We start from the raw sequence: 21,282 nt of genomic DNA, 5'->3' as shown, positions 1-21,282 counted from the left end.
GCTGCCATAGCCCATCAGCACTCCGACAGTAACGTCTGCGTCAAAACAGCTTAAGGGTATAGCTCAGGATCAACCTGATTTTCATCGATGTCGGTGCGGTAGTTGGAACGCGCGACGGCATTGCGAATGCGCACACCAACATCCCTGAATGGTCCGATCCAGATCACATAGCCAATGTCCAGATCATGCTCCCGATCCGTACCGTTTTACGGTGCTACCTTGCTCGCACCGGGGCCACTGGCGCCCCGGCTTTTGTCACTCTCCCAAAGGTCAGCAGCAGGTGCGCCAGGAGCCCCAGGATCAAGCCCCAGAACGCCGCTGAAAGCCCCATCAATGACATCCCTGATGCCGTGACCAGGAAAGTAATCAGTGCTGCTTCGCGATCTTTGGGTTCGGCCATGGACCCGGCCAATGCGCCAGCGATAGCCGCAAACAACGCCAGCCCGGCCAGTGCCGCGATCAGTTCCTTGGGAAAAGCGCTGAAGATCGACACCAGGGTCGCACCGAAGATGCCCAGCAACAGGTAGAACACCCCGCCCATCACCCCAGCGACATAGCGTTTGTTTTTGTCTTCATGAGACTCACGCCCGGTGCAGATGGCTGCGGTGATCGCTGCCAGGTTCAGCCCGTGGCAACCGAATGGCGCCAGCAACAACGTGCCTAAAGCCGAGCTGGCAATGATCGGGCTGGCAGGCGTGTGATAACCGTCGTTGCGCAATACGGCTATGCCCGGGACGAACTGCCCGGTCAACGCCACCATCACCAGCGGCAAGGCGATATTGAGCAATGCATGCCAGCTGAATTCAGGGCTGATCCACAGCGGTTTAGCCACATCGATCACCAGCGCAGAGCTGTTCAACTCCCCGGCCGCCATAGCGATCACACAGCCCACAACGAGCACCGCCAACACCGCGTAACGTGGTTTCATGCGCCTGAACAGCAGGTAGGTTAAGAACATCGCCAACACCATGAACGGCTTGTCCTTCATCGACACAAACAGCTGGGTGCCGAAACTGAACAGAATTCCAGCCAACATCGCGGCCGAAATCGCCGCAGGCAGTTTGCCAACGATGCGGTCAAAAGCTCCGGACACGCCCACCAGCAGAATGATCAGGCTGGAGACGATATACGCCCCCACCGCCTCATTCAGGCTAATCCCTGGCAGCAGCGCCACCAACAACGCCGAGCCGGGTGCCGACCAGGCGATCACCACCGGAACCCTGAAGCGCAGGCTCAGATAAATGCCCAACACGCCGCTGCCGATGGAAATCGCCCAAACCCAGGACGACAGAACATCGGCAGGTAGACCTGCGCTTTTCGCCGCCTGGAAGATGATCACCAATGGCCCCGCATAAGAAATGATCGTCGCGATAAAACCAGCGACGGCAGCGGACAGAGAGAAGTCTTTGATCAGTGTTTTCATGGTTTCCGTTGCTCGACAAAAAGCGATGTCTCGGGTAATACGTAGCGCCAGAACGAGATCAGGGGCGAACCTGAACCTCTACCGGCGCGACTACGGGCAACACTTTGCGCCGATAGACGAAGCACATCGCCAGCGCCGCCACTGCGCCAGGCACAGCGAAAGCCATGAAGTTGTAGTGCAACGGAAGGCCAATACCGAACAGCGCGCCGCCAAGAATCGGGCCGACGATGGCACCGCTACGCCCCACACCCGAGGCCCAACCCAGTCCGGTCGAGCGGATGGCCAACGCGTAAAACTGCGCGCCGATGGCGTACAGCAAAATCTGCGAACCAATGGTGGTTGCGCCAGCAATCGCGACCAGGCTGTACAACACCCAGCTCGGGCTGTTGAAGCCCAGGATACTGATGGACACTGCCGCAATGGCGAAGAACACCACCAACACTCGCTGCAGGTTGAATTTGTCGCCCAGCCAACCGCCGCCGACCGCGCCGAAAATCGCGCCGAAGTTCAGCACCAGCAAAAACATCAGGCTTGAGCCCAAACCGTAACCCGCACTGGCCATCAACTTCGGCAACCAGGAATTAAGCGCATAGACCATCAACAGGCAGCAGAAAAAAGCGACCCACAGCATCAGTGTGCTGATCGCCCGATCTTCGCGAAATAGCTGCAACACTGGGGCGCCATCAGCTTTTATCGCAGCCATCTGATACTGATCATCGGGCTGTGCGCTGTAACCCGGCTCGATGCGCTGCAGCACGTGGGCGACCTGCTGCCTGCGTCCGTCGCGGACCATGAAGCCCACCGACTCCGGCAAAAACCAGAGAATCAACGGTAATAGCAGCAGCGGTATCGCAGCGACGAAAAAGACCGACTGCCAACCAAAACGCGGCAACAACACAATGCCCAAACCAGCGGACAACATGCCGCCCACCGAGTAGCCGCTGAACATGATCGCCACCAGTGTGCTACGGATTTTTTTCGGTGCGTATTCGCTCATCAACGCCACGACATTGGGCATCACTCCGCCGATGCCGAGACCGGCAATAAAACGGCAGATACCAAATTCGGTGGGGGTGGTGACAAAGCCGTTAAGGACAGTGAAACCGCTGAACAGCGTGACGCAGATGGCGATGACTTTCTTGCGCCCGATCTTGTCCGAAAGCGGGCCGAAGAACAGCGCGCCGAACATCATGCCGAACAGCGCATAGCTTCCCAGTGCGCCAGCTTGCAAAGGTGTCAGCCCCCAGTCGAGCATCAGCACCGGCAACACCACGCCGTAGATCACCAGATCGTAGCCGTCGAAAATGATGATCAACGCGCACCAGAACAGCACCAATCCATGAAAGCGATTGAACCTGGCCTCGTCGACCAGGGTGTGGACGTCTATTTTTCGCATGGCAGGACTCTTTTATTGTTGTTATCAAGGCCTGCCAAGGGTAGGAATACAGCGATCGGCACAATAGCCGTTTAGTGCAGATCTCTATCCGCTTCGTGCGAAACGGCTGATACATGCCAGATCTGGATAGCGATGGAGCCATCAGATAAGGCACCGCTTACCGTGATGCGAAGCGCTCAAGTTGCATTTCCTGAAGACGGCTCAGGGTGCGGCGGAAAGCGAAGGCCAGATAGCCTTCGGTGTACAACTGTTCGAGCGGCACCTTGGCTTCGATATACAGCGGCACGCGGCGGTCATAGCATTCGTCCACCAGCGCGATGAAGCGCCGCACACCGTCGTCATTCACCGACAACTGCGGCAGCTCACGATCACCGGCAACAACCTGCACCGCTGCGTCTTCAGTTCCTCGGGCGATTTTTCCTTCGCGTTGTTTGGCGCTCAGCGCCGGCACTTCGCTGATCAGAATCACCGAAAAGCGGTCGCACAAATCAATGAAGTCCATCGCTGCCAGCGGCTGCTCGCACACATCGGCGTAACGGCACCAGAGCACCTTCTCACTCTGCTGCACCACTTTTATGCGGCGATGACCAAACGCAACCGGCTCGCTCGACACAGTTTCGCCCGCGCTCAGGTGCTTGAACACTTCGCCCAAAACGCTCGGATGATCGGGCTGGCTGACCCAATAACGCTGATGCAATTCCCCCGGATGCAGGCGGTGGTCCTCGCCACCATCGACTGTCACCACCGTCATGTAACGGTTGATGGCAGCAATGGCCGGGATGAAACGCTCACGATTGAAGCCATCGGCATACAGTTGCTCCGGCGGTTGATTGGAGGTGGACACCATCACCACGCCTTCCTCGAACATCACCTGCATCAAACCGCCAAGAATGATCGCGTCGCCAATATCGTTGACGAACAGTTCATCGAAACACAGCACCCGCACTTCCCGACTCAGCTCGCGGGCCAAGGCTCTCAATGGATAGGCAGTGCCCGTCAACTGGAACAGGCGAATATGCACCCAACGCATAAAGTGATGGAAATGCTGACGCCGGGCCGACACTGTCAAGCTCTCGTAAAAACGATCCATCAACCAGGTCTTGCCTCGTCCCACCGGGCCCCACAGGTAAACGCCCTTGATCGGCTGTCGGTGCCTGCTTTCATGCAGCGCTACGTAACATTCCTGCAACAACCGCGCGGCATTCAACTGCGCGGCATCGGGCTTGAAGCCTTGCTCATCGATGGCCTGTTGATAGGCACCCAGTGGGGATACGACATTCATCAAGAAAAGTTTCGCTCGTTGGGTCAAGTTGAGTTGCTGACAGGCGTCAGATTGAAAGCGCACACCCCACTAAAGGCTGCGAGCATATAGAACAAGGCAAGGGAAAGTGCAGTCGCCATACCGCCGTCAGCCGGCGCTTCACCTCAGCCGACTGCCACGTAACCACCCACCCCCTACCGAATTGCTCCAAAACGACACAGTGTTGGCGCGCCCTTACCGTTCCTCGGTGCGGAGCCAAAGCACGGCCATTCCCTCACTGTACGCCTCTAGCTCGGTACTTGGCGCCTCACCACGCCTACAAAGCTGACCACTAAATCAACTTTATGGCGCAGTTATTGCCTTATGGACACGTCCCCCCCAAAAAAGCACTCGTCCATCGTGATTGTGCGCCCGCTTGTTTTACGTGGAGTTTTCTATGCCGTTCTGGCGAAAAAGTATTCAGTGGCAGCTCACCTTGAGCATGGGCGCAGCGTTGGTGATCAGTAGCCTGATCGTGATCGCCATTTATGCCTTCGCCTTGAACCGACTGACCGATCGTTATTTACTGCAACAGGCCATGCCCGCCAGCGTCGAGGCGATTCGCAATGATCTGGAGCGGTTGCTCGCTTCACCCCTGACCGCCGCCAGTGACATCGCCGATAACACACTGGTCGCCGATTGGCTGAGCGCCGGTGAAGATCCCGCCCAGCAAGGAGCCTTTGTGCGCTACCTGGCTAACATCCAGCAGCAACATAAGGCGCTGATCACTTTTATCGTCGCCAAGGACAGCGGCCATTACTTCACCAACAAGGGTGTCGATCGGACCTTGCAACGCGGCGTAGCGGAGAACGGCTGGTTCTATAGCTTTCTCGACAGCGGCAAACAGCGCTCACTGGATATCGACATCGACAGCAGTACCCGGGTGCCGACGCTGTTCATCAACCAGCGCATTGAAAGCAACGGCAAGGTCATCGGCGTGGCAGGCCTGGGCTTCAGCATGAGTGCCTTGTCGGAGATGGTCCGCGACTTCCATTTCGGCAAGCAAGGTCGGGTGTATCTGGTCAGCCCTGACGGCAAGGTCAAGGTCCATCCCAACGCCGAATTCAATGATCAGCAGTCCCTGGAACAATTGGTCGGTGCCGCACCCGCCAAGTCACTGCTAAGCCCCACTGCCAGCAACGCCCCTGTGGAGTTCGAGCGCAATGGCCTGGCGTATGTCGCCATGGCCGAGCCGGTCAGTTCGCTGGGCTGGACGCTGGTCAGTGAAGTACCGCTTGCGGAAGTCTATGGCCCGGCCAAGGATGCGCTGACCATCATTTCTGCCATCAGCCTGGCGGTGGTGCTGTGCTTCCTGGGCTTCGTGATCTGGATGGCGCGAGGCATCGTGCGCCCGATTCGTCAGGTGACCACGGCGCTGATTGATATCGGTGGTGGCGAGGGTGACCTGACTCGCCGTCTGGATGATCATCGGGAAGACGAACTGGGCGATTTGGCCCGGGGGTTCAACCGCTTCATCGAAAGCCTGCGCCAGTTGATCGGTGACGCCTTGCATACCAGCGAACAACTACGGCACAGCGTGGGGGATGTCGCACGGGTGGTGGACAGCACCTCGGCGCGGGCTGTGCAACAACAGCAGATGACCGATATGGTCGCCACCGCGGTTCACGAAATGGGCCTGACCGTGCAGGAAATCGCCCGCAATGCAGGCGCCGCCGCCGAAGTCTCGCGCAGTACGCAGGACGAAGCGGTGTCAGCCAAACGCATCGTCGGCCAGTCCATTGCACATATTCAGACGATGTCCGATGGCGTCAGCAGTGCGGCGGGGGCGGTTGAAGTACTGGCCACGAAGATCGCCACCATCGATCAGGTCCTGACGGTGATTCGCAGTATCTCTGAACAGACCAACTTGCTGGCCCTGAACGCCGCCATCGAAGCCGCCCGCGCCGGCGAAATGGGTCGTGGCTTTGCCGTAGTGGCCGATGAAGTGCGCACCCTCGCCGGCCGCACCCAAAGCGCGACCAGCGAGATCCAGCAGATGATCGGCGAACTCAAAGGGGGTGCCGACCGGGCCGTGGCCTCGATGCGTGCCGGCCAGGCCGCCACCGACACGGGGGTCGAAGCCAGCCGCCGTACCGGTCACTCTCTCGACACGATTGCTGGCCACGTCGAAGAGCTCACCGACCGCAACCAGCAGGTCGCCGCCGCCACCGAAGAGCAAAGTTCGGTTACCGAAGAGATCAACCGCAACGTACAAGGCATCGCCGACCTCGCTCAATCCACCGCCAAGGACGTGCAAACCTGCCGCGAAGACTGCCTGAAACTCTCGGACAAAGCCGAGCATCTCGCTTTGCAGATGGCGCGATTCAGGTTGTAAGAGCGAGGATTTCGGTAGTCGGTAACACCATTGCGTACTCGCCATGCAGGTTTCCCAAGGACATGGCGTGTACCTCTTCTGCCGAATGCGGATTGCCGAAGAAGTCAGCCTGATCAAAGGTAAAACAGGCATCGTGGGGCACCAGCACCTCAAACCCCAGATTACCGCCACTGCGTGCGGTCGACTCCACCGAATTATTAGTCGCAACCCCAACAATCACCACCTGCGCAATGGAATCAGCGCGCAGCCAGCTTTCCAGCGAGGTTGAGCAAAACGCATCGGGCACCTGCTTTTGCAGCTGGCGCTCGCGCTTGAGTGGCAAAAATGCCGGTTGAAATTCAATGCCGGACTGCTCCGGCCAGAACACCGAATCGGGCGAACGGGAAAAGTGCCGAACATGAATGACAGGGCGTTGCGTTTTGCGCCACACGCCCAACAGACTCAACATCTGTTCTTCCGCCTGCTGGTTATTACGGCGCCCCAATTTAGGGTGGTTGATGCCCTTCTGCATATCGATCAAAACCAGCACAGCGTTGGCGTGAATATTCATCATGGGTCCGGTTATAGGGCGCTGAAAATCTGCGCCAGTTTCTGCTGGGCAAATTGTTCGATTACAAAATCGACAAAGGCCCGGGTTTTCCCAGGCAGCAGTTTATGTTCGCTGTAGTACAGCGAGATATCGCCGTCATCGACATACCACTCGGGCAAGACCCGTAACAACGTGCCGTCGCGCAAGTACGGCGCAGCGAAAGGCATGCTGACCAGAGCGATCCCCAAACTTTGTTCGGCAGCGGCGCAGGCTGCTTCCGAATCGCTCATGGTCATACGCAGTTTCAAGTTCAGCGGGCTGTGCTCCTGCGCCCGATTAGTCAGCGGCCAGGAACGCACCCGCCCCGTTTGCGGCGAGCGAATCAAAATCCCCGCGCAACCCTGCAAGTCTTGCGGGCTGACCAAGCCCGGGTGTTCCACCAGATACGCTGGCGACGCGACCAACACCCTATGCGCCGGTGCGAGCTTGCGTGCGACCACACCTTGAGGCAGATCGAACCCGCCACCGATGGCCGCGTCAAAGCCTTGTCCAATCAGGTCGACCTGACGATTATCGAAGTGCCAGTCAGGCGTGATCGCCGGATAACGCCGCAGGAATTCACCCAGCAGAGGCACGATATAAAGACGACCGAATACCGTGCCCATGCTGACCTTGAGCGTGCCGGCGGGCTGACCCTCGGCGCTGGCCAGATTAGCGACGGCATTCTGGATGGTATTGAGGCTGGCGCTGACCTCGCCGAGGAAGCGCTGACCGGCTTCCGTGAGGGTCAGGCTACGCGTACTGCGCTGGAACAGCCGAACACCGAGCCGCGTCTCCAGCTTGGCGACACTCTTGCCCACCGCCGCCGGCGTCAAACTCAGTCGGCGCGCAGCTTCGGCGAAACTGCCGACCTCCGCGCTGCGGACGAAACACTCGATGCTGCTGAAGCTTTCCATATCGCCACTCTAAACTTTTGGTTTACACAGACTAGCGCAACTACCCTCTACTCAGGATGCAATCAGCCGTTAATACTGGCCACCAAGCACTTACCCCCCTCAGCTTTGGAGAACAGCATGACCATTCAAGCGACCCTCACCAACAAAGTGGCCCTTATTCAAGGTGGCTCCCGCGGCATCGGCGCAGCCATCGTCAAACGCCTGGCCGCAGAAGGCGCAGCCGTAGCGTTTACCTACGTCAGCTCGCAAGCCAAAGCCCAGGCGCTGCAAGACAGCATCATTGCCAGCGGCGGCGAGGCGCTGGCCATCCTTGCTGACAGCGCTGATGCCGAAGCGATTCGCCATGCGGTGAACACCACCGTCGAGACCTTTGGCCGGCTGGACATTCTGGTCAACAACGCTGGCGTCCTGGCCATTGCGCCGCTGGAAGACTTCAGCCTCGAAGACTTCGACAAAACCCTGACCATCAACGTGCGCAGCGTATTCATAGCCTCCCAGGAAGCAGCACGGCACATGACGCAAGGCGGTCGCATCATCAACATCGGCAGCACCAACGCCGACCGCATGCCCTTCGGCGGTGGCGGTCCATACGCCATGAGCAAAGCGGCGCTGGTTGGCCTGACCAAAGGCCTGGCCCGCGACCTTGGCCCTCGCGGCATCACCATCAACAACGTCCAGCCCGGCCCGGTCGACACCGACATGAACCCGGCCGACGGTGATTTTGCCGACTCGTTGATCCCAATGATCGCGGTAGGTCGTTACGGCAGAGCTGAAGAAATCGCAGGCTTCGTCGCCTACCTGGCAGGCCCGGAAGCCGGTTATATCACTGGCGCAAGTCTGACCATCGACGGCGGCTTCGGCGCCTGATCCAGACTGAAGGACCACAGCTGACTCGGCCCCGAACTTCAACCAGAAGCCGGGGCCGAGTCGTATTCGTGTCAACCACAACGCCGATGACAGCGCAATTTGCTTAAGCATATGAAAATTCTGAAAAAAACTTTTGCCTTCGTCAAAGGTTTCGACTACATTAGCGCGCCTCGACAGACTGAATAGTTTGACGAGATACGGTGAGGTGTCCGAGAGGCTTAAGGAGCACGCCTGGAAAGTGTGTATACAAGAAATTGTATCGAGGGTTCGAATCCCTCCCTCACCGCCATATTAGAAACACTATAAACCCCTGAAAACATTGCCGTTTTCGGGGGTTTTTAGTTTCTGAGATATGAGTTTAGGACCATTTTAGGACCAAAACAGCGTTTTCCATGCCGTTGTAGGCCTATCTGCACCCCTCCCCCGGCGTCCTGCCGACCGAACACAATCCCTATCGACACACATTCATCACATACGACTGCAACGCCTTCAAGGCTGCTTGGTTGGCGATGATCCCCGCTAGGCTGCCTCTCGCATGGCAATTCGACTTATATTTCGGCGCGCGACACGTTTTGGTAAATTTGAAATTGTGTCGCGGCACGCGAATTGAATTCCATGTGTTATATTTTGATCAAGTCGCGACAACAGCGGCAATACTCACCAAGCACAGGGAAACCAAGATGAAGAATGCTATGGATGGATGGGAAGACTACTGAATGGATGTGGTTCCTACCGAGCAGCAGCTCAAAATCCTAGGGGAGTCCTTGGGGTTTTGGGTACAGACGGCGGTAATCCTGTTGGGAGCAGGAGCCGCCGTTTTTACGATCTACATAAATGGAAAATTGTCCCGAGAGTCGATCGGCCATAATGGCGAGATGACTCGAGGCACTATGGCTCATAATGAGAGGCTTTCGCGACAGCGGGCAACGATCGACATTTTGATGAGCCAGCGAACCGATCAAAGCCTGACAGAAGCTAAAAAAGCCGTTGGAAAGATTCACAGCGCTGGGGGAAATTTCATAACCCTAGCATCTCCAGAACAGGCGCAGGCCTCGGATAGGAGTCATATATTGGCGATAATTAACAATTATGAATTCATCGCCCTGGGTATAAGAGAAGGAGCTCTTGATGAAAGCTTATACAAGCGCGCCGTGTATAGCCAGGTGACCCGGGATTGGGCGGCCATGAAGGGATTCATTATGGAGCTTAGGCGCCAGAACAATATCCAGACGCTTTTTCAGGAATTTGAAAAGCTCGCTAAGGCATGGGAAAAAGCAAAGCTTGAGTGTGATGGCTAGCTATCAACCTTATCTCTAAGCCCGGCCAAGTGCCGGGTTTTTCGTATCCGTCCTCCCTGCTACGTTTTCCTATCTTCAATAGAGGCTCAAGCCATGGCAGACAAAGATCTTCTCCCGTCCATACTCTTCAAGCTTAACGAAAATCAGATCGCCCTAGAGGCTGCCATCATGGAGCTTGTGCTGTGGGTTGAGCAGCGTGGATCGATAGATGTCGGTGGGAACGTACGCGGGGCGCTGAGTACCATCGAGGACAATCTTGAGTTTGTGACGCTTGGGATCGCGGAGCTTATGGGGCCAGAGCGATAGGTGCTCGCTGCAACGACACCCAGCTGTGTTTTACCGAGCCTCACCATCTCACTCGGAAAGTCACTAGCCTTTTTTTGCCCTCTCCCGGCGTCCTGCCGATCGAACACAATCCCCAAAACCCTGCAGTTCGTCGCGCCACCCTCGCCCGATCACCTCACCTCGACTACTGTATATCCAAACAGTACAGAGCAAAATCCGCTGATGGAAATTGACGACGAAGAATTATTCGGCTGCCTGGGCGTCCCGACGCCCCTCGAAATGTGGAAACAGCAGGCAGCCCTTCTGACCGAAGAGATTGGCATCCTGAGAGGCCAGCTTCGGAAAAGTAGGCGCAGCGTTGCCGATCTGATCGAGATGCAGTTGCTGACTGCGGCCGAGCGAGATGCACTCAGGGCTGAGCTAAAAGCAATGCAAGCAAGAGACCGGGAGCTGAGCGGAAAGTTGAGCGCCTACAACAGCAAACTCATGATGACGGAGCGGGAGAATAGCGCGATGCATTTAGAGTTGGCTGAATTGAAGGGGCTCAAACTATACCCGGCTGCATCTCAAAGCTAAGCTAAATGCTTCATAGGAGGGCTGGCCATGTGCGGAAGACTTTCCCAGTACCGAGGCATTCACGACTTCGTTGCCGCGCTGAGCATGCCGAACCCCATGGTCAATAACGTGGGTGACCAGCCCATCGAACGCTACAACGTCGCACCCACGACTCAGGTCGCCCTGCTCCACCTCGAAGACGGTGTTCTGTTCACCGATCCCGTTCGGTGGGGATGGCGCCCGCACTGGGCAAAGGATCGCGCAGCGCCGATCAATGCCAGGGTCGAGAAAGTCGCACACAGCCCTTACTTCCGGGCGATCTGGACACACCGCGCCATAACGCCCATCGACAACTGGTTTGAGTGGGTTGATGAAGGTGGACCGAAGAAACAACCCTATCTGATTCGGCACCGCGATGGCTCACCGATTCTTTGCGCAGCTATCGGGCAATTTCCCAAGAAAGAACCGCACGAGGATGACGGAATGGTCATCATCACCGCCGACAGTGAGGGCGGGATGATCGACATTCATGATCGGCGGCCAGTTGCTCTATCACCTGAGCTGGCAAGAGAATGGCTCGACCCGGCAACACCCAAAGAGCGTGCCGAGCAGATGGCCTTGTTTCAGGGCGAGCCGACCGAAACGTTCGAATGGTTCCAAGTGCCGGTAGCCGTCGGTAATGTGCGGAATCAGGGGGTACATCTGATTCAGCCTCAGCTATAGACTGATCTATTTTTGAATCAGTGCTCTGGCGTACGCTTCGCCAGCACGACTCTCTGCTTCAATATTTTTCAGACAGTTATCACTGCCACCCAGCAAGATCGAACGTGAGCATTCATAAACCTGATTTTCGATGTTGGTCTCGGCAGAAAAAAGCGGAAATGAGATCGCACCAACTGCCAAAGCAAACATCAAGTACCAGCTATACATCGCCAATGTTGGGGACATCATACAACTCCAAGTGATTAATAGATTTTTGACGCCAATATTTCTACTACAGGCAAAATAGTGGCTACCCATATTTTTTACAATGCCCCCACAGCAATTATTTGCGAATATCTCTGATGTACGTCTGTACAGCCTTCAAGGCTGCTTGATCGGTAATGATCCCGGCTAGCACCCAGGCAGCGCTGAGGATTTATTATATTTTGATGCGGCGCCGATGCGGACGCCGGCCCAAAATATCCAGGCCCGCCAGGCGGCAACACCTTCCGCACGCAACGCTCTGTAAAGCACGGCGTCAGCCTGTTTACGGCTCACGCTACCTGTTGTGTACAGCCAGTCATGGACCGTTGCCGAGTAGTTCCCGTAACCGGCGATGAGGGCAAACAGCGGGAACAGGAAGACGTTGTGCAGCACGAGGATACTGGCGAAGTCCGTCTGAAACCCGATCGGTACGATGATGGTGCCCACCTCATCATCCTTGAGTGCCAGGTAACACAGCAGCGTGTGATTCCACTTACCGATCTGCTCGGTTTTCAAGGTTGTGAGGAATTTGCTCATGTCGGGATCGCCAGTGGCGGGATACCAAGCATGAATTCATCAGCGGTGGGCTGCGCAACGGTCCCTGCTTTAACCAGTGCAAGCTGCTCATAAACGTAGGCCCAAATCAATGAGCGTCCTGCGCTGAATGCCTTTCCGTCTGACTGAAACTTGGGTACGGCTGGTTCTGACGCGTAGCCAATCGCGGTCAGGATGCTGTCGTACCCGTGCGCCTGGGCCGTTGAGTCAAGGTACTGCTGCACTCTGCATGCGATGTCCGCCTCAAGATTCGCCACCTGAGCGGCGGTTACTTGTGCAGTTTCGGCATCGGTGAGAGGTTGTATTACCCACGTCTGTTGCCACGTCTCACCGACCAGTGCGGGTACACCTGCAACAGCTTTCTCTGTCGCGGCGGTGAGCGGGCATTGAGTTTCGAAGACAAGCGCGTAACCGTCTTGCGGTGTATCGCTTGTTGCGAGTGTTTCGGGATTAATCCACATTAGTTGGTGCTCTCAAGAGTCGTGATGAGGGAAGTCCAGCGGATACTGGTGGAGGCTAAACCTGTAACCGTAACCCCGAGTGCGCCAAGCGTTGTGTCGGCATTGAGTGCAACAGCGCACCCTGTCATTGTTGAGGATGAGAACTCGCTCGTTAGTGTTGGCGTGCCGATGAACGATGTTGCTGCAGCATTAGCTTCCCGGTGTATTAGGGCAATACCTGACCAACTCGCGCTATCACCTGTTGTTAAATTACGGGCGGTCACGCTAATACTGCAACGGTAGGTGGAGGTGTTGGGCAGCACAGGACCGTTAATACTGCTTACTGCACCCCCATCCGTAGTAACTCGGGTGGGTGTGGCGTCTGCTGTGTCTATGCGCAGGATGAACGTCCCCTCTTGAGTCCTACCAAGGGCCACACCGCTTGAGCCCCAAGCCCAGCCCCCAGTTATACCTCGGGTAGTACCGTACTGCCCCCCTGCTACGGTGGAGTTTGTACCTGAGGCAGTATTAAAACTCCCAAGGGCAACAGAATTTCCGCCTGATGCCGTGTTATTGGCGCCCGTGGCCGTGGACGCACTGCCTGTAGCTTGGTTGCTGCTGCCTAGGGCAACAGAGCAGTTACCCGAGGAGCCATTTCCATAACCCATGGCTACTGCTTGTGCTGTGCTAGCACTGTTACTGTACCCGATGGCGATACCGTTGTTGTTGGTGTAGTTGTTGTACCCGATAGCCACTGCATAGCTGTCACCCGCAGTAGTGACGTTATAGGAGCCTATGGTAACTCCGTAGTTGGCCGCAGAGGTGTTATAGGCCCCTATAGCTACAGCGCAGGTTCCCGATGCGATTTGAGTAGCAAGATTTATCACTAGCTGAAGATCAATAGCGCGGGTTCCCCTCAGACCCCCGCTCGTCGCGGTGCCGTCTGGAACCTTTGTGAGTAAGGCTCCTGTACCCTTGGGCACTAGTGCTAGATTGACTATTGCCGCTGCCCCATAAGCACTGAGAGTTGCAGCACTCCCTGTGCCATATAGTGAGCCCAGGGTATCTGTGAAGTTTACCAAGCCCCCTGAGCTAACTAACGCCACCCCGGAAGCACGTGTGTAGCTGAGCATCTTCCAGTTGCCGCCACCAAGTGACTCCATCTCGGCAGTGTCACTTACTGCTGTGGTGATGCTAGCCCCGGTAAGTAGCTGCATGGTCGTGGCGTTGTAGGTGAGTACCATCACCCCTGAGAACACTAGGGTCCGCTTAGCCCCTGCGGTAATGGTGTCGAAGGCCGTGATCGTTACCGTGCCCGAGATGGTGATGTTATTTGAGGCTGCTGCGCCGATGGCGACTGTAGCGGCGCTAGCCAGAGGAACAGAGGCCGCTTCGTTGATAGCACCTGTCAGAGTACCGCCCGACAGTGGTAGGGCTGCACTTACCTGGGCCTGCAACTTACCCAGTGCCGAGATCAAGCTGTCTGTCGCCAGCACTACAGAGTTGGCACCTAGGGTGTACCCCGTTAGTAGCGTGTTCACTACCGTGGTCTGGATGGCGGCCCACGTTTTGTTACCCAACCATAACTGGCTCGCTGTGCCTGAGGTAATAGCTGGTTCCTTACCTGACTCGGAGGTCACCAGTGCAGAGATCTGCCCCTGAACCTTACCTAGGCCCGCGAGCAGAGTATCGGTAGCTAGAATTGCCGAGTTGGCGCCCACCACGTAGCCCGTCAGTACCGAAGCCCGCACGGTGGTAGCAAAGTCAACCCATGCCTTAGTTCCCGCCCAGAACTGGGAGACAGTGCTCCCGGTAATAGAGGGCTCCCTAGCCGTGATCTGTGCTTGCAGCTTGCCAAACATCACCCGTACTGAGTCACCCACGATAATGGCTGAGTTGGTCAGGGTCAGGGTGTCTAGTACCCCTGCCAGTACCCGGGCCGCGGTGAAGTACAGGTTGGTGCCCTCAGCAAGGTCTGAGGTGGTGCTGACCTTGGTAGCCCCTGCTGCAATACCGTCTACCTTGGTCTTGTACGCCCCTGTGAAGGCGTTGGTGTCGGGGTTCGACTCGTACAGGGACTTGATCTGGGCCGCTGTTGGTCCCGCTGTTGGGCCGTTGTACACCCACGTTACGTCGTTCGCGTCCCACAGGTACTGGATGACTGCTGTTCCAGCCGCTGGGTCTACGTTGGCATAGTCTCCCGCGTTCGCGGTGGGTACAGCTGCCTGCAAAGCCGCCAGCGTGGCATAGGTGCCCCGGTAGTGGTTGGGGTCCAGCGCTGCAAGCTTAGCTTTCTCAACCGCAGTAAAGCTGGTCTCCGACAGGCCATAGCCGGTCTGGGTAGCGACCTTGCTGTCGAGGGTAGATTGCAGGTTGACAACCGTTGCAATTGCTTGCGTACCCGTGTGGTTGGCCCGGGCCAGCAGGGTGGCGTCTGGGCTGTTCTGGGTGGCATTAGCCCCCACGGTGTCCAGCTTGGTCTTATCGACAGCCGACATCAGGCCTGCAACCGTACTTGTCGCTGCAGTAATAGTAACCCCGGTGCCGGTAGACGAGGACAGGGTGTAGGTCGTGCCATCCACCGTGCTGGACAGGTTGGTCGCTACGTTGACCTGCGCCCCCGTAGCGATGCCGTCCAGCTTGGTCTTTTCAGCGGAGGTGTAGTCATTGGAGGACAGGGCGAAGCCCGTCACCTTGTCGACCTTATCTGAGAGCAGCGATTTGATGTCGGCCGCCACCGCTTGCGCCAGGGCGGTAACGTTGGCGACCATACCCATGATTAAACCTTGGCCGCAGCGTATGCGGTGACGAAGTTGGTGGTCGGATCGCCCACGCCGATGTTGGTGCAAGCCTGAATCTGCTGGGCCAGTGTCAGGGTCTGCGCTGCGTCGAACTGGATGCGGTTGCCCACGGCGGTCAGCAGGTTGCCGATCGATGTGTCATCACCTGCCAGGAAGTTCTGGATCTCCAGCAGGGTTGTGTAGGCCGCGCTGGCACCACCGAGAATCTGAGTCTTCAGAGCCGCGATCAGGCTGACGATCTCGTTGGACGAGTACGTGGTCGTACCGCTCGCAGTGGTGTCGTTGATGGCTGCGCCGGCTGCCGAAGCTGCGCTGTTGGCGATACCCAACACCTCGTTGAGTGCCTGTACCAAGCTACCCTTTGCGACGGTGTTCAGGGCACTCAGCGTACCGTCCTGTGTGTACAGGGTTTTGACGTCAGCCGCGATGGCCTGGGCCAGTGCTGTAATTTGGGCTTGCAGGCTCATGGTGAAGCTCCTCAGAGTTTTGCGGTTCGGTAAATAAGGGTTATGTCGACGTTAAAGGCGGTTGCATCGAGGCTCACGGACGCGGTCCCGTCGTCTGCAACGAGTACGCTGTCACTGGCCTTGATCCCGCCGAGCACGCTGTCAGTTGCGGTAGGCAGCGTAGGACCTGGGCCAGGCAGGCCGCGTTGACCGGCGAGAATTACGGCGGCACCACGATCACGCGAGAGGTATACCCGAGGGATGATCGGTGCCGACACGGCAACCCGTATCCCTTTGGCGATAAACGCCCCTCCCCGTTGCGACCGGATGACCAAGGCGCTTTTCACTGCGTAACCTCGTCCGAAACAGTCACAGCGCTGATTGCCGCAATCGCGTAAACCTCACCGGTCGGCGTGACAGCTTCGAAGTCGTAAACCCCATTGCGCCAGGTCAGAAGCTGGGTCGCTGCGGCAGAAAGCTTGGGAACGAAAGCGCTGAGCGCGATATCGATCTGGATGGTGCCGCCTGGAGATATTGCGGGATCTGAATCCAGCTTGAGCAGAACATCGCCGCCCACCCTGTTCTTGATCCACATCCGAGCGGAATAGCCGGTCAGGTCAATCGGCTTATTGAAGACGGCCAGGCCGCCGGTGGCGTACGCCTTCCAGCAGGTCGCATTGACGGTATTGAGTTCAATCGTGTCGATATCGAGAGCTTTCGCGAAGTAGTACGGCTCGTCGCCATCCGGGTCGCTGTTGAGTTCTTCCGGGGCCTTCACGCACTCAATGCGGACTGGCCAACCGTCAGGGATGCCGTGCGCAGTGATCTTCAGGCGTACTGGCGCAACGCTAGTCATCGCCTCGATTGGCAAATATACTAGCTCGTCTTCGGCGTATCGGTATGCGAACTCGAAGGTTTTACCCTTGACGATAGTGATGTCGACTACGGGGGCGCCCATGGAAATCTCCTGCGATTTCCGATGAGCGTATGTGACTAGATAATTGTGACTAGTTCTTTTGGATGCCAAGCTATCGCTGGAATTTTGGGGCTTTTTGGTCGTCGGAAAGTGTCACCGTATCAGCCTTTGAAGCCCCTAGTCCTGTTGGCAGGAAGTGTACTGATTGCGATTACCGTAGCTATAGCAGTTCATTTGGACAGGCTGAGGTCGCTGGCGAACGATAATCACTGTCGGCGGGCGTTCTATTCCGGCGTCAATCCTGGCCTGCCTGGCAGCCTGCCGCTTCTCATTCAACTCTCTGCGCTGCTGCTTAAGCCCCATCGAACTGGTGCTATCGGGGACGATGGTGAGCGTACCTGCAATAGAGAGGCTTGAGGCAAAAAGCAGGGATAACAGTAAGGCGGACTTCATATGCCTACATCCTTGTATTTATAGTTAACGATCAGCCCTGGCGAAGCCTTCAATGACCCAGACGAAGGCTGCGCCAAGCACATAAAGCACAATAGGCGGAGCTAGCGCGCTAAGAATCGTATCTAGCCTTGTGACGCCAGACATTTGATTGATTGTGAAATTTAACGAAAAAATTATCCATAGAATGGAAGCTACCAGCCAAAGCCTTCTAAACCCTGACTTGTAAGCAAATCTGACCTTAACGGCTTGCATGGCGCCCTACCTATCCAATGAAGAGCCATCATAGGGCTTCATGTGCCAGCACAGCAATAATCATTGCGAGGCTGCTGGACTCGGCTCCGTCAGGTAAACGAGCGGACCAACTGTTGCTATGCGGGCCCGCGCCGAGGTACCAAGGCTTTGCTCCCACTTCCGATACGCCATTGTGCGAACAAGACGATTTTGCTGGGCTAGCACATTAGGGCGCAGCTCCCCGTTGGAGTTGGTGATCGCCCTCACAGCATCCTGTAATTGGTGGCCGGAGAATAATTGCATAGCAGCCTCCAGGGTAGGCGTCTTTGGCTTGCGCAGGACAGAGTAAAGCGCTGCGGCACTTCCAAGCCCAGGAATGCCAGTGAAATGACCGGCGGCCTCTCCCAGCGCAATCGGCTTAACCAGCCCGAGCACACGGCCAATTACAGTTTTCTGCCCTGCGGAATCTTGCTCTTTGAACGGGTCTTTCGAGATGCCCGTGCGTATGACCTTTGCGTCGGAGGCGGCCATCGCTCGCGCAGATGTAACGACATCCTCAAGACGTTTTTGGGCGCCTTCCGGCATGTACTTGTAGAGAAGGTCTAGCCCAGCCTTGTTTTTTAGCAGACCGTCATACCAATCAGTCAGCCCCTTTGGCGTGATGTCCTCCGATGTGCGTGAGCCTTTGGTAAAGCCGCTACTCAACGCCGTCATAACAACCGACTGCTGCTGTTCTTTCGGAACCTTGCGCATCATCGCTTCAAATTTTGCAGCGTTGCCCGTGCGCAATTGCTCAACAGCCGGGCCCATCTTCGAGGCTATCGAGCTTTCAAGTGTTCGACCAAGCAAGTCAGTTAAATTGTCCTGGGCATGTTTGCCCTTGTGCTCCAGGTATCTAGCCGACGCGAACGGGACGCCGACACCGTGAGCATCTGCGACATTCTGCTGATCACTTAAAAGCGACCCGTGGAATTTTTGCAGTTCGTTATCTTCGGTGTTGGAAAAATGGCCATTCTGCACCCTAGACTCTATGGACCGGCGCAAATCATCCATCGTCTTGAAGGTTGGAACCCTCAGCGTTCCGTCCTTTACCGAGCCATCCGCCAGGCCTCTCAGGTTTGCAGCGCCCGCGTTCAGGTCGCGCAACTGCTGAGCGCTATCAGGCGTCAAGTGGGATTCTAGGCGAGCCAAAGCGGCAGGATTGCTTTGAAGGCCGCGATACCAGTCGGTCATGGCCGGAATATTTAGCCCTTTGCCCTTGCCGCCAGAAAAAGCGTCACCGATACCGGTGAGTACCGCCTGCGATTTCAGGCTGTCCGGGATGTTGGATAAGGTCCGGTCGAACGACTGGAAATCACCAGTGGCCAGTTTTTTGACTGCTCCGCCCACAGTGTTCCCGATTGATCCTGATAGATCTTTACCCAGCGTGGCCTTGAGGCTGTCCTCTAGCTGCTTGCGCTGCGCAACCAAACCCTTGGCCTGCGAAAACATCTCTCCGTACTGCGGGCCTGCCGCCTCGACTGCTCGCTGCTGATCTTGGCTCAAGGCCGCGTAGAGTCGGTCAAGGTCATGGCTGTCACTGTCGGCGAAGATTCCTCGCCCCTTGTATCCTGAGGCGACCTGGCGGCGCACGGTATCGAGCGCCGCATAGGTGGGATCAACCACCGAACCACTGACCAGCTTGGGAGATAAAGCGTTGAGTGTCATCCGCTCGGCGGGCGACATCAGTTCGTCGCGACCGCCCAGCTCTACGAGTTTTCCACCAAGATAAGCAACGGTAGATTTGGCCGGGGCGGATGTTGTTTTGGGGATGGCACTGTTGAGCTGCTGATAAAGGTCGTTGGATTGAGCTTCCAGCGCATCGCGAGCGGCCGTTCCTTGCTGCTTAAAATCACCAGAAAACCGTGCTTTGTCCAGCGATCCGCCGTTATTGGTCACTAGGTCATCGGCGGCACTGCTTATCGCCTTCGCGGTAGCGACGTGCCTATCGGGTAGATTTAGCCCGGCAACTGACTGGAGCGGCTTACCAGCGTCCGGGTCGGCTGTCAGTATCTTATATGCCTTCTGCTGATAGTCCGGAAGCAAGCTAACGTCACCGCCCACATTCTCCAAATTCGCCTGTATGTGAGCCAGGGTGTTCTCGGCGGGTGCCGCTGTCGACTCCGGGAGCGCGGCGCCCACCTGGTCATACAGGTCAGATGCGCCCTTGCGTAGACCGTTGATAGCGTCAAGGCTCTTGTCCTTAAAATCCATAGAGAACCCGGCCTTATCAGTCGACCCTCCGTATTCGTTGATCAGATCGTCAGCGGCGCTCGCCAACTTATTGCGGTTTTCAGTGAGCTGAGGGGTAAGTGGGTTGCTAGGCTGGGCCGCCAAAACACCTTGAAGGCCGCGAACTTCTGGGTTGCTGGTAATCTCTCCGGGCGTTGGATTATCAATGCCTATACGCCCCATCGCGTCGACTACGTTCTTTTGAGGAGCAATGTAATCAGCCAGATCAGCAACGGCTGCATCCTGATTTTTGGCGGAGGTGTTAATGGTGTCGTATACATGCTGATTCGCACTCTTGCTCGAATCAAGCGCGCCCCCGATAGGACTGGAGGACTGCGCTCCGGCTTCTTGGGCTGGAATGCCTGCTTGGCTCGCCGCCGGGATATCACCTTCGGCTCCCTGTACTGCAGAGGCGCCAGCACTTTGGCCTGGCAGGAGTCGCTGCGGTATGACCTTGCGTGCTACCGCGCCGACACCGGAAATAACCGCTGGAGCAGCAGCGCCAACAGCTCCGCCGATCAGCGCGCCCTCAGCAGCGCCGGGCAGACGATCCGCAACGCCACCTTCCGCAGATCCGAAGCCGTATGCTGCCCCCTGAGCCGCGCCGATTCCCGCACTTTTGATCATGGTCCTGCCGAGCGTAGATTTTCCTACGGCGAGTGCGGCCGACTCCGGCAACGATGCCCCCAGGGTTGCGACCGCAGGTATGATCGCGCCAACCACGCCGCCAATAGCCGACGCTACTGGATGCTGCTCTTGACCTGTCTTCAGTTGGTCGCGTTGGTTGGCGACGTTCTCATCGTAACGCTCGCGCCAGGTCGGGGCCGCAGAACCGTTCGATGGGATAGGAATAAGCGGCTGAACCGCCGCATCAAGGCCCGCAAGGATTTCGTCTTGGGTGCCGGATGTCAAAAAGTCGCCAGCGCTACGAATGGCAGCGGTACCAGCGCCAACGTTACCTTTGCTGTCACTGAAAATCCCACCATCCGCTGGCTGCTCCGGTATAGCGCTTTGGTCTGGAGCGGGCTGCGCGATAGACGGGTCGCCGGCTGGCGGAGCGGGTGGCGCCGAAGGCACCTGATTCAGCGAAGATGGGTAAGCTGAAAAGAATTGACCCTTCGCCTCATCAACTTGACTCGGATCAACCTTTGGAGCCACCACGCTGTTGAAGTATTGGTTTTGAGCGGCATCCTTTTGATCGTCCGGCAGTGCTTGATACTCAGGCTTTGCAATAACATCGCTCCATTTGGCAGCCATGA

19 protein-coding genes, 1 tRNA gene and 2 pseudogenes are annotated in these 21,282 nt (G+C 56.9%); 8 read left to right on the top strand and 14 right to left on the bottom strand.

Annotated features, from left to right (window positions below; genetic code table 11):
- Nucleotides 1-40 precede the first annotated feature (40 nt).
- From AC1ME2_RS24145 to zapE, 4 genes and pseudogenes are all read right to left on the bottom strand, one after another.
- Nucleotides 41-203 (bottom strand): annotated as a pseudogene (locus tag AC1ME2_RS24145) (OprD family outer membrane porin); the annotation flags it as partial.
- Between the two features lie 11 nt (nt 204-214).
- Nucleotides 215-1,423: a benzoate/H(+) symporter BenE family transporter gene (locus AC1ME2_RS24140; protein ID WP_480437452.1), complete on the bottom strand. Its 1,209-nt coding sequence runs from the start codon at nt 1,421-1,423 to the stop codon at nt 215-217.
- Between the two features lie 58 nt (nt 1,424-1,481).
- Nucleotides 1,482-2,819 (bottom strand): MFS transporter, encoded by a 1,338-nt coding sequence (locus tag AC1ME2_RS24135; RefSeq protein ID WP_480437450.1) that lies wholly within the window; start codon nt 2,817-2,819, stop codon nt 1,482-1,484.
- 157 nt (nt 2,820-2,976) lie between these two features.
- Nucleotides 2,977-4,101: a cell division protein ZapE gene (gene zapE / locus AC1ME2_RS24130; RefSeq protein ID WP_480437449.1), complete on the bottom strand. Its 1,125-nt coding sequence runs from the start codon at nt 4,099-4,101 to the stop codon at nt 2,977-2,979.
- A 415-nt stretch (nt 4,102-4,516) separates the two neighbouring features.
- Between zapE and AC1ME2_RS24125 the strand changes: the two are divergent.
- Together AC1ME2_RS24125 and AC1ME2_RS24120 are read left to right on the top strand one after the other, a co-directional pair.
- Nucleotides 4,517-5,599, top strand: a pseudogene (locus AC1ME2_RS24125) (HAMP domain-containing protein); the annotation flags it as partial.
- 117 nt (nt 5,600-5,716) lie between these two features.
- A complete protein-coding gene (locus AC1ME2_RS24120) occupies nt 5,717-6,454 on the top strand; it encodes a methyl-accepting chemotaxis protein (protein ID WP_480442313.1) in 738 nt (245 codons plus the stop codon).
- On the opposite strand, the gene AC1ME2_RS24115 is transcribed toward AC1ME2_RS24120, so the two are convergent.
- Nucleotides 6,444-7,004, bottom strand: a complete 561-nt coding sequence (locus AC1ME2_RS24115) for a cysteine hydrolase family protein (RefSeq protein WP_480442312.1) — start codon at nt 7,002-7,004, stop codon at nt 6,444-6,446. The genes AC1ME2_RS24120 and AC1ME2_RS24115 overlap by 11 nt on opposite strands.
- A gap of 11 nt (nt 7,005-7,015) precedes the next feature.
- Entirely contained in the window at nt 7,016-7,939 is a 924-nt protein-coding gene (locus AC1ME2_RS24110) for a LysR family transcriptional regulator (RefSeq protein ID WP_480437447.1), read from the bottom strand.
- A gap of 117 nt (nt 7,940-8,056) precedes the next feature.
- On the opposite strand from AC1ME2_RS24110, the gene AC1ME2_RS24105 reads away from it, so the two are divergent.
- The 6 genes from AC1ME2_RS24105 (at nt 8,057) to AC1ME2_RS24080 (ending at nt 11,667) form a co-directional block, all read left to right on the top strand.
- Nucleotides 8,057-8,806 carry a 3-oxoacyl-ACP reductase family protein gene (locus tag AC1ME2_RS24105; RefSeq protein WP_480437446.1) on the top strand — a complete coding sequence of 250 codons (750 nt, stop codon included), beginning with the start codon at nt 8,057-8,059 and terminating at the stop codon, nt 8,804-8,806.
- A gap of 199 nt (nt 8,807-9,005) precedes the next feature.
- Nucleotides 9,006-9,095 (top strand) — tRNA-Ser (locus tag AC1ME2_RS24100).
- Between the two features lie 427 nt (nt 9,096-9,522).
- Entirely contained in the window at nt 9,523-10,104 is a 582-nt protein-coding gene (locus tag AC1ME2_RS24095; RefSeq protein ID WP_480437444.1) for a DUF4760 domain-containing protein, read from the top strand.
- Between the two features lie 93 nt (nt 10,105-10,197).
- On the top strand, nt 10,198-10,410 hold the full coding sequence (locus AC1ME2_RS24090) for a hypothetical protein (protein WP_480437442.1): 213 nt from the start codon (nt 10,198-10,200) through the stop codon (nt 10,408-10,410).
- 201 nt (nt 10,411-10,611) lie between these two features.
- Nucleotides 10,612-10,965 carry a hypothetical protein gene (locus tag AC1ME2_RS24085; protein ID WP_480437440.1) on the top strand — a complete coding sequence of 118 codons (354 nt, stop codon included), beginning with the start codon at nt 10,612-10,614 and terminating at the stop codon, nt 10,963-10,965.
- A gap of 27 nt (nt 10,966-10,992) precedes the next feature.
- Nucleotides 10,993-11,667, top strand: a complete 675-nt coding sequence (locus AC1ME2_RS24080; RefSeq protein ID WP_480437438.1) for an SOS response-associated peptidase family protein — start codon at nt 10,993-10,995, stop codon at nt 11,665-11,667.
- A 6-nt stretch (nt 11,668-11,673) separates the two neighbouring features.
- Here AC1ME2_RS24080 and AC1ME2_RS24075 read toward each other — a convergent pair whose 3' ends face one another.
- The 8 genes from AC1ME2_RS24075 to AC1ME2_RS24040 all read right to left on the bottom strand — a co-directional run bounded on the left by AC1ME2_RS24075 (nt 11,674) and on the right by AC1ME2_RS24040 (nt 21,280).
- Nucleotides 11,674-11,892 (bottom strand): hypothetical protein, encoded by a 219-nt coding sequence (locus AC1ME2_RS24075; RefSeq protein WP_480437435.1) that lies wholly within the window; start codon nt 11,890-11,892, stop codon nt 11,674-11,676.
- 165 nt (nt 11,893-12,057) lie between these two features.
- Nucleotides 12,058-12,447 (bottom strand): DUF1353 domain-containing protein, encoded by a 390-nt coding sequence (locus tag AC1ME2_RS24070; RefSeq protein WP_480437434.1) that lies wholly within the window; start codon nt 12,445-12,447, stop codon nt 12,058-12,060.
- Nucleotides 12,444-12,926, bottom strand: a complete 483-nt coding sequence (locus tag AC1ME2_RS24065) for a hypothetical protein (protein ID WP_480437431.1) — start codon at nt 12,924-12,926, stop codon at nt 12,444-12,446. The genes AC1ME2_RS24070 and AC1ME2_RS24065 overlap by 4 nt, the downstream gene beginning before the upstream one ends.
- Nucleotides 12,926-15,643, bottom strand: a complete 2,718-nt coding sequence (locus AC1ME2_RS24060; RefSeq protein WP_480437429.1) for a hypothetical protein — start codon at nt 15,641-15,643, stop codon at nt 12,926-12,928. The genes AC1ME2_RS24065 and AC1ME2_RS24060 overlap by 1 nt, the downstream gene beginning before the upstream one ends.
- Nucleotides 15,644-15,684: 41 nt before the next feature.
- Nucleotides 15,685-16,173, bottom strand: coding sequence for a hypothetical protein (locus AC1ME2_RS24055; RefSeq protein ID WP_480437428.1), 489 nt, complete (start codon nt 16,171-16,173; stop codon nt 15,685-15,687).
- A gap of 11 nt (nt 16,174-16,184) precedes the next feature.
- A complete protein-coding gene (locus AC1ME2_RS24050; protein WP_480437427.1) occupies nt 16,185-16,499 on the bottom strand; it encodes a hypothetical protein in 315 nt (104 codons plus the stop codon).
- Nucleotides 16,496-17,110 carry a hypothetical protein gene (locus AC1ME2_RS24045; RefSeq protein ID WP_480437425.1) on the bottom strand — a complete coding sequence of 205 codons (615 nt, stop codon included), beginning with the start codon at nt 17,108-17,110 and terminating at the stop codon, nt 16,496-16,498. The genes AC1ME2_RS24050 and AC1ME2_RS24045 overlap by 4 nt, the downstream gene beginning before the upstream one ends.
- Before the next feature lie 723 nt (nt 17,111-17,833).
- Nucleotides 17,834-21,280: a hypothetical protein gene (locus tag AC1ME2_RS24040; protein ID WP_480442411.1), complete on the bottom strand. Its 3,447-nt coding sequence runs from the start codon at nt 21,278-21,280 to the stop codon at nt 17,834-17,836.
- Nucleotides 21,281-21,282 lie beyond the last annotated feature (2 nt).

Source organism: Pseudomonas sp. ASL9 (genome assembly GCF_056680335.1).
The sequence above is the reverse complement of the archived record's forward strand: the minus strand, read 5'-3'. Positions and strand labels throughout refer to the sequence as shown.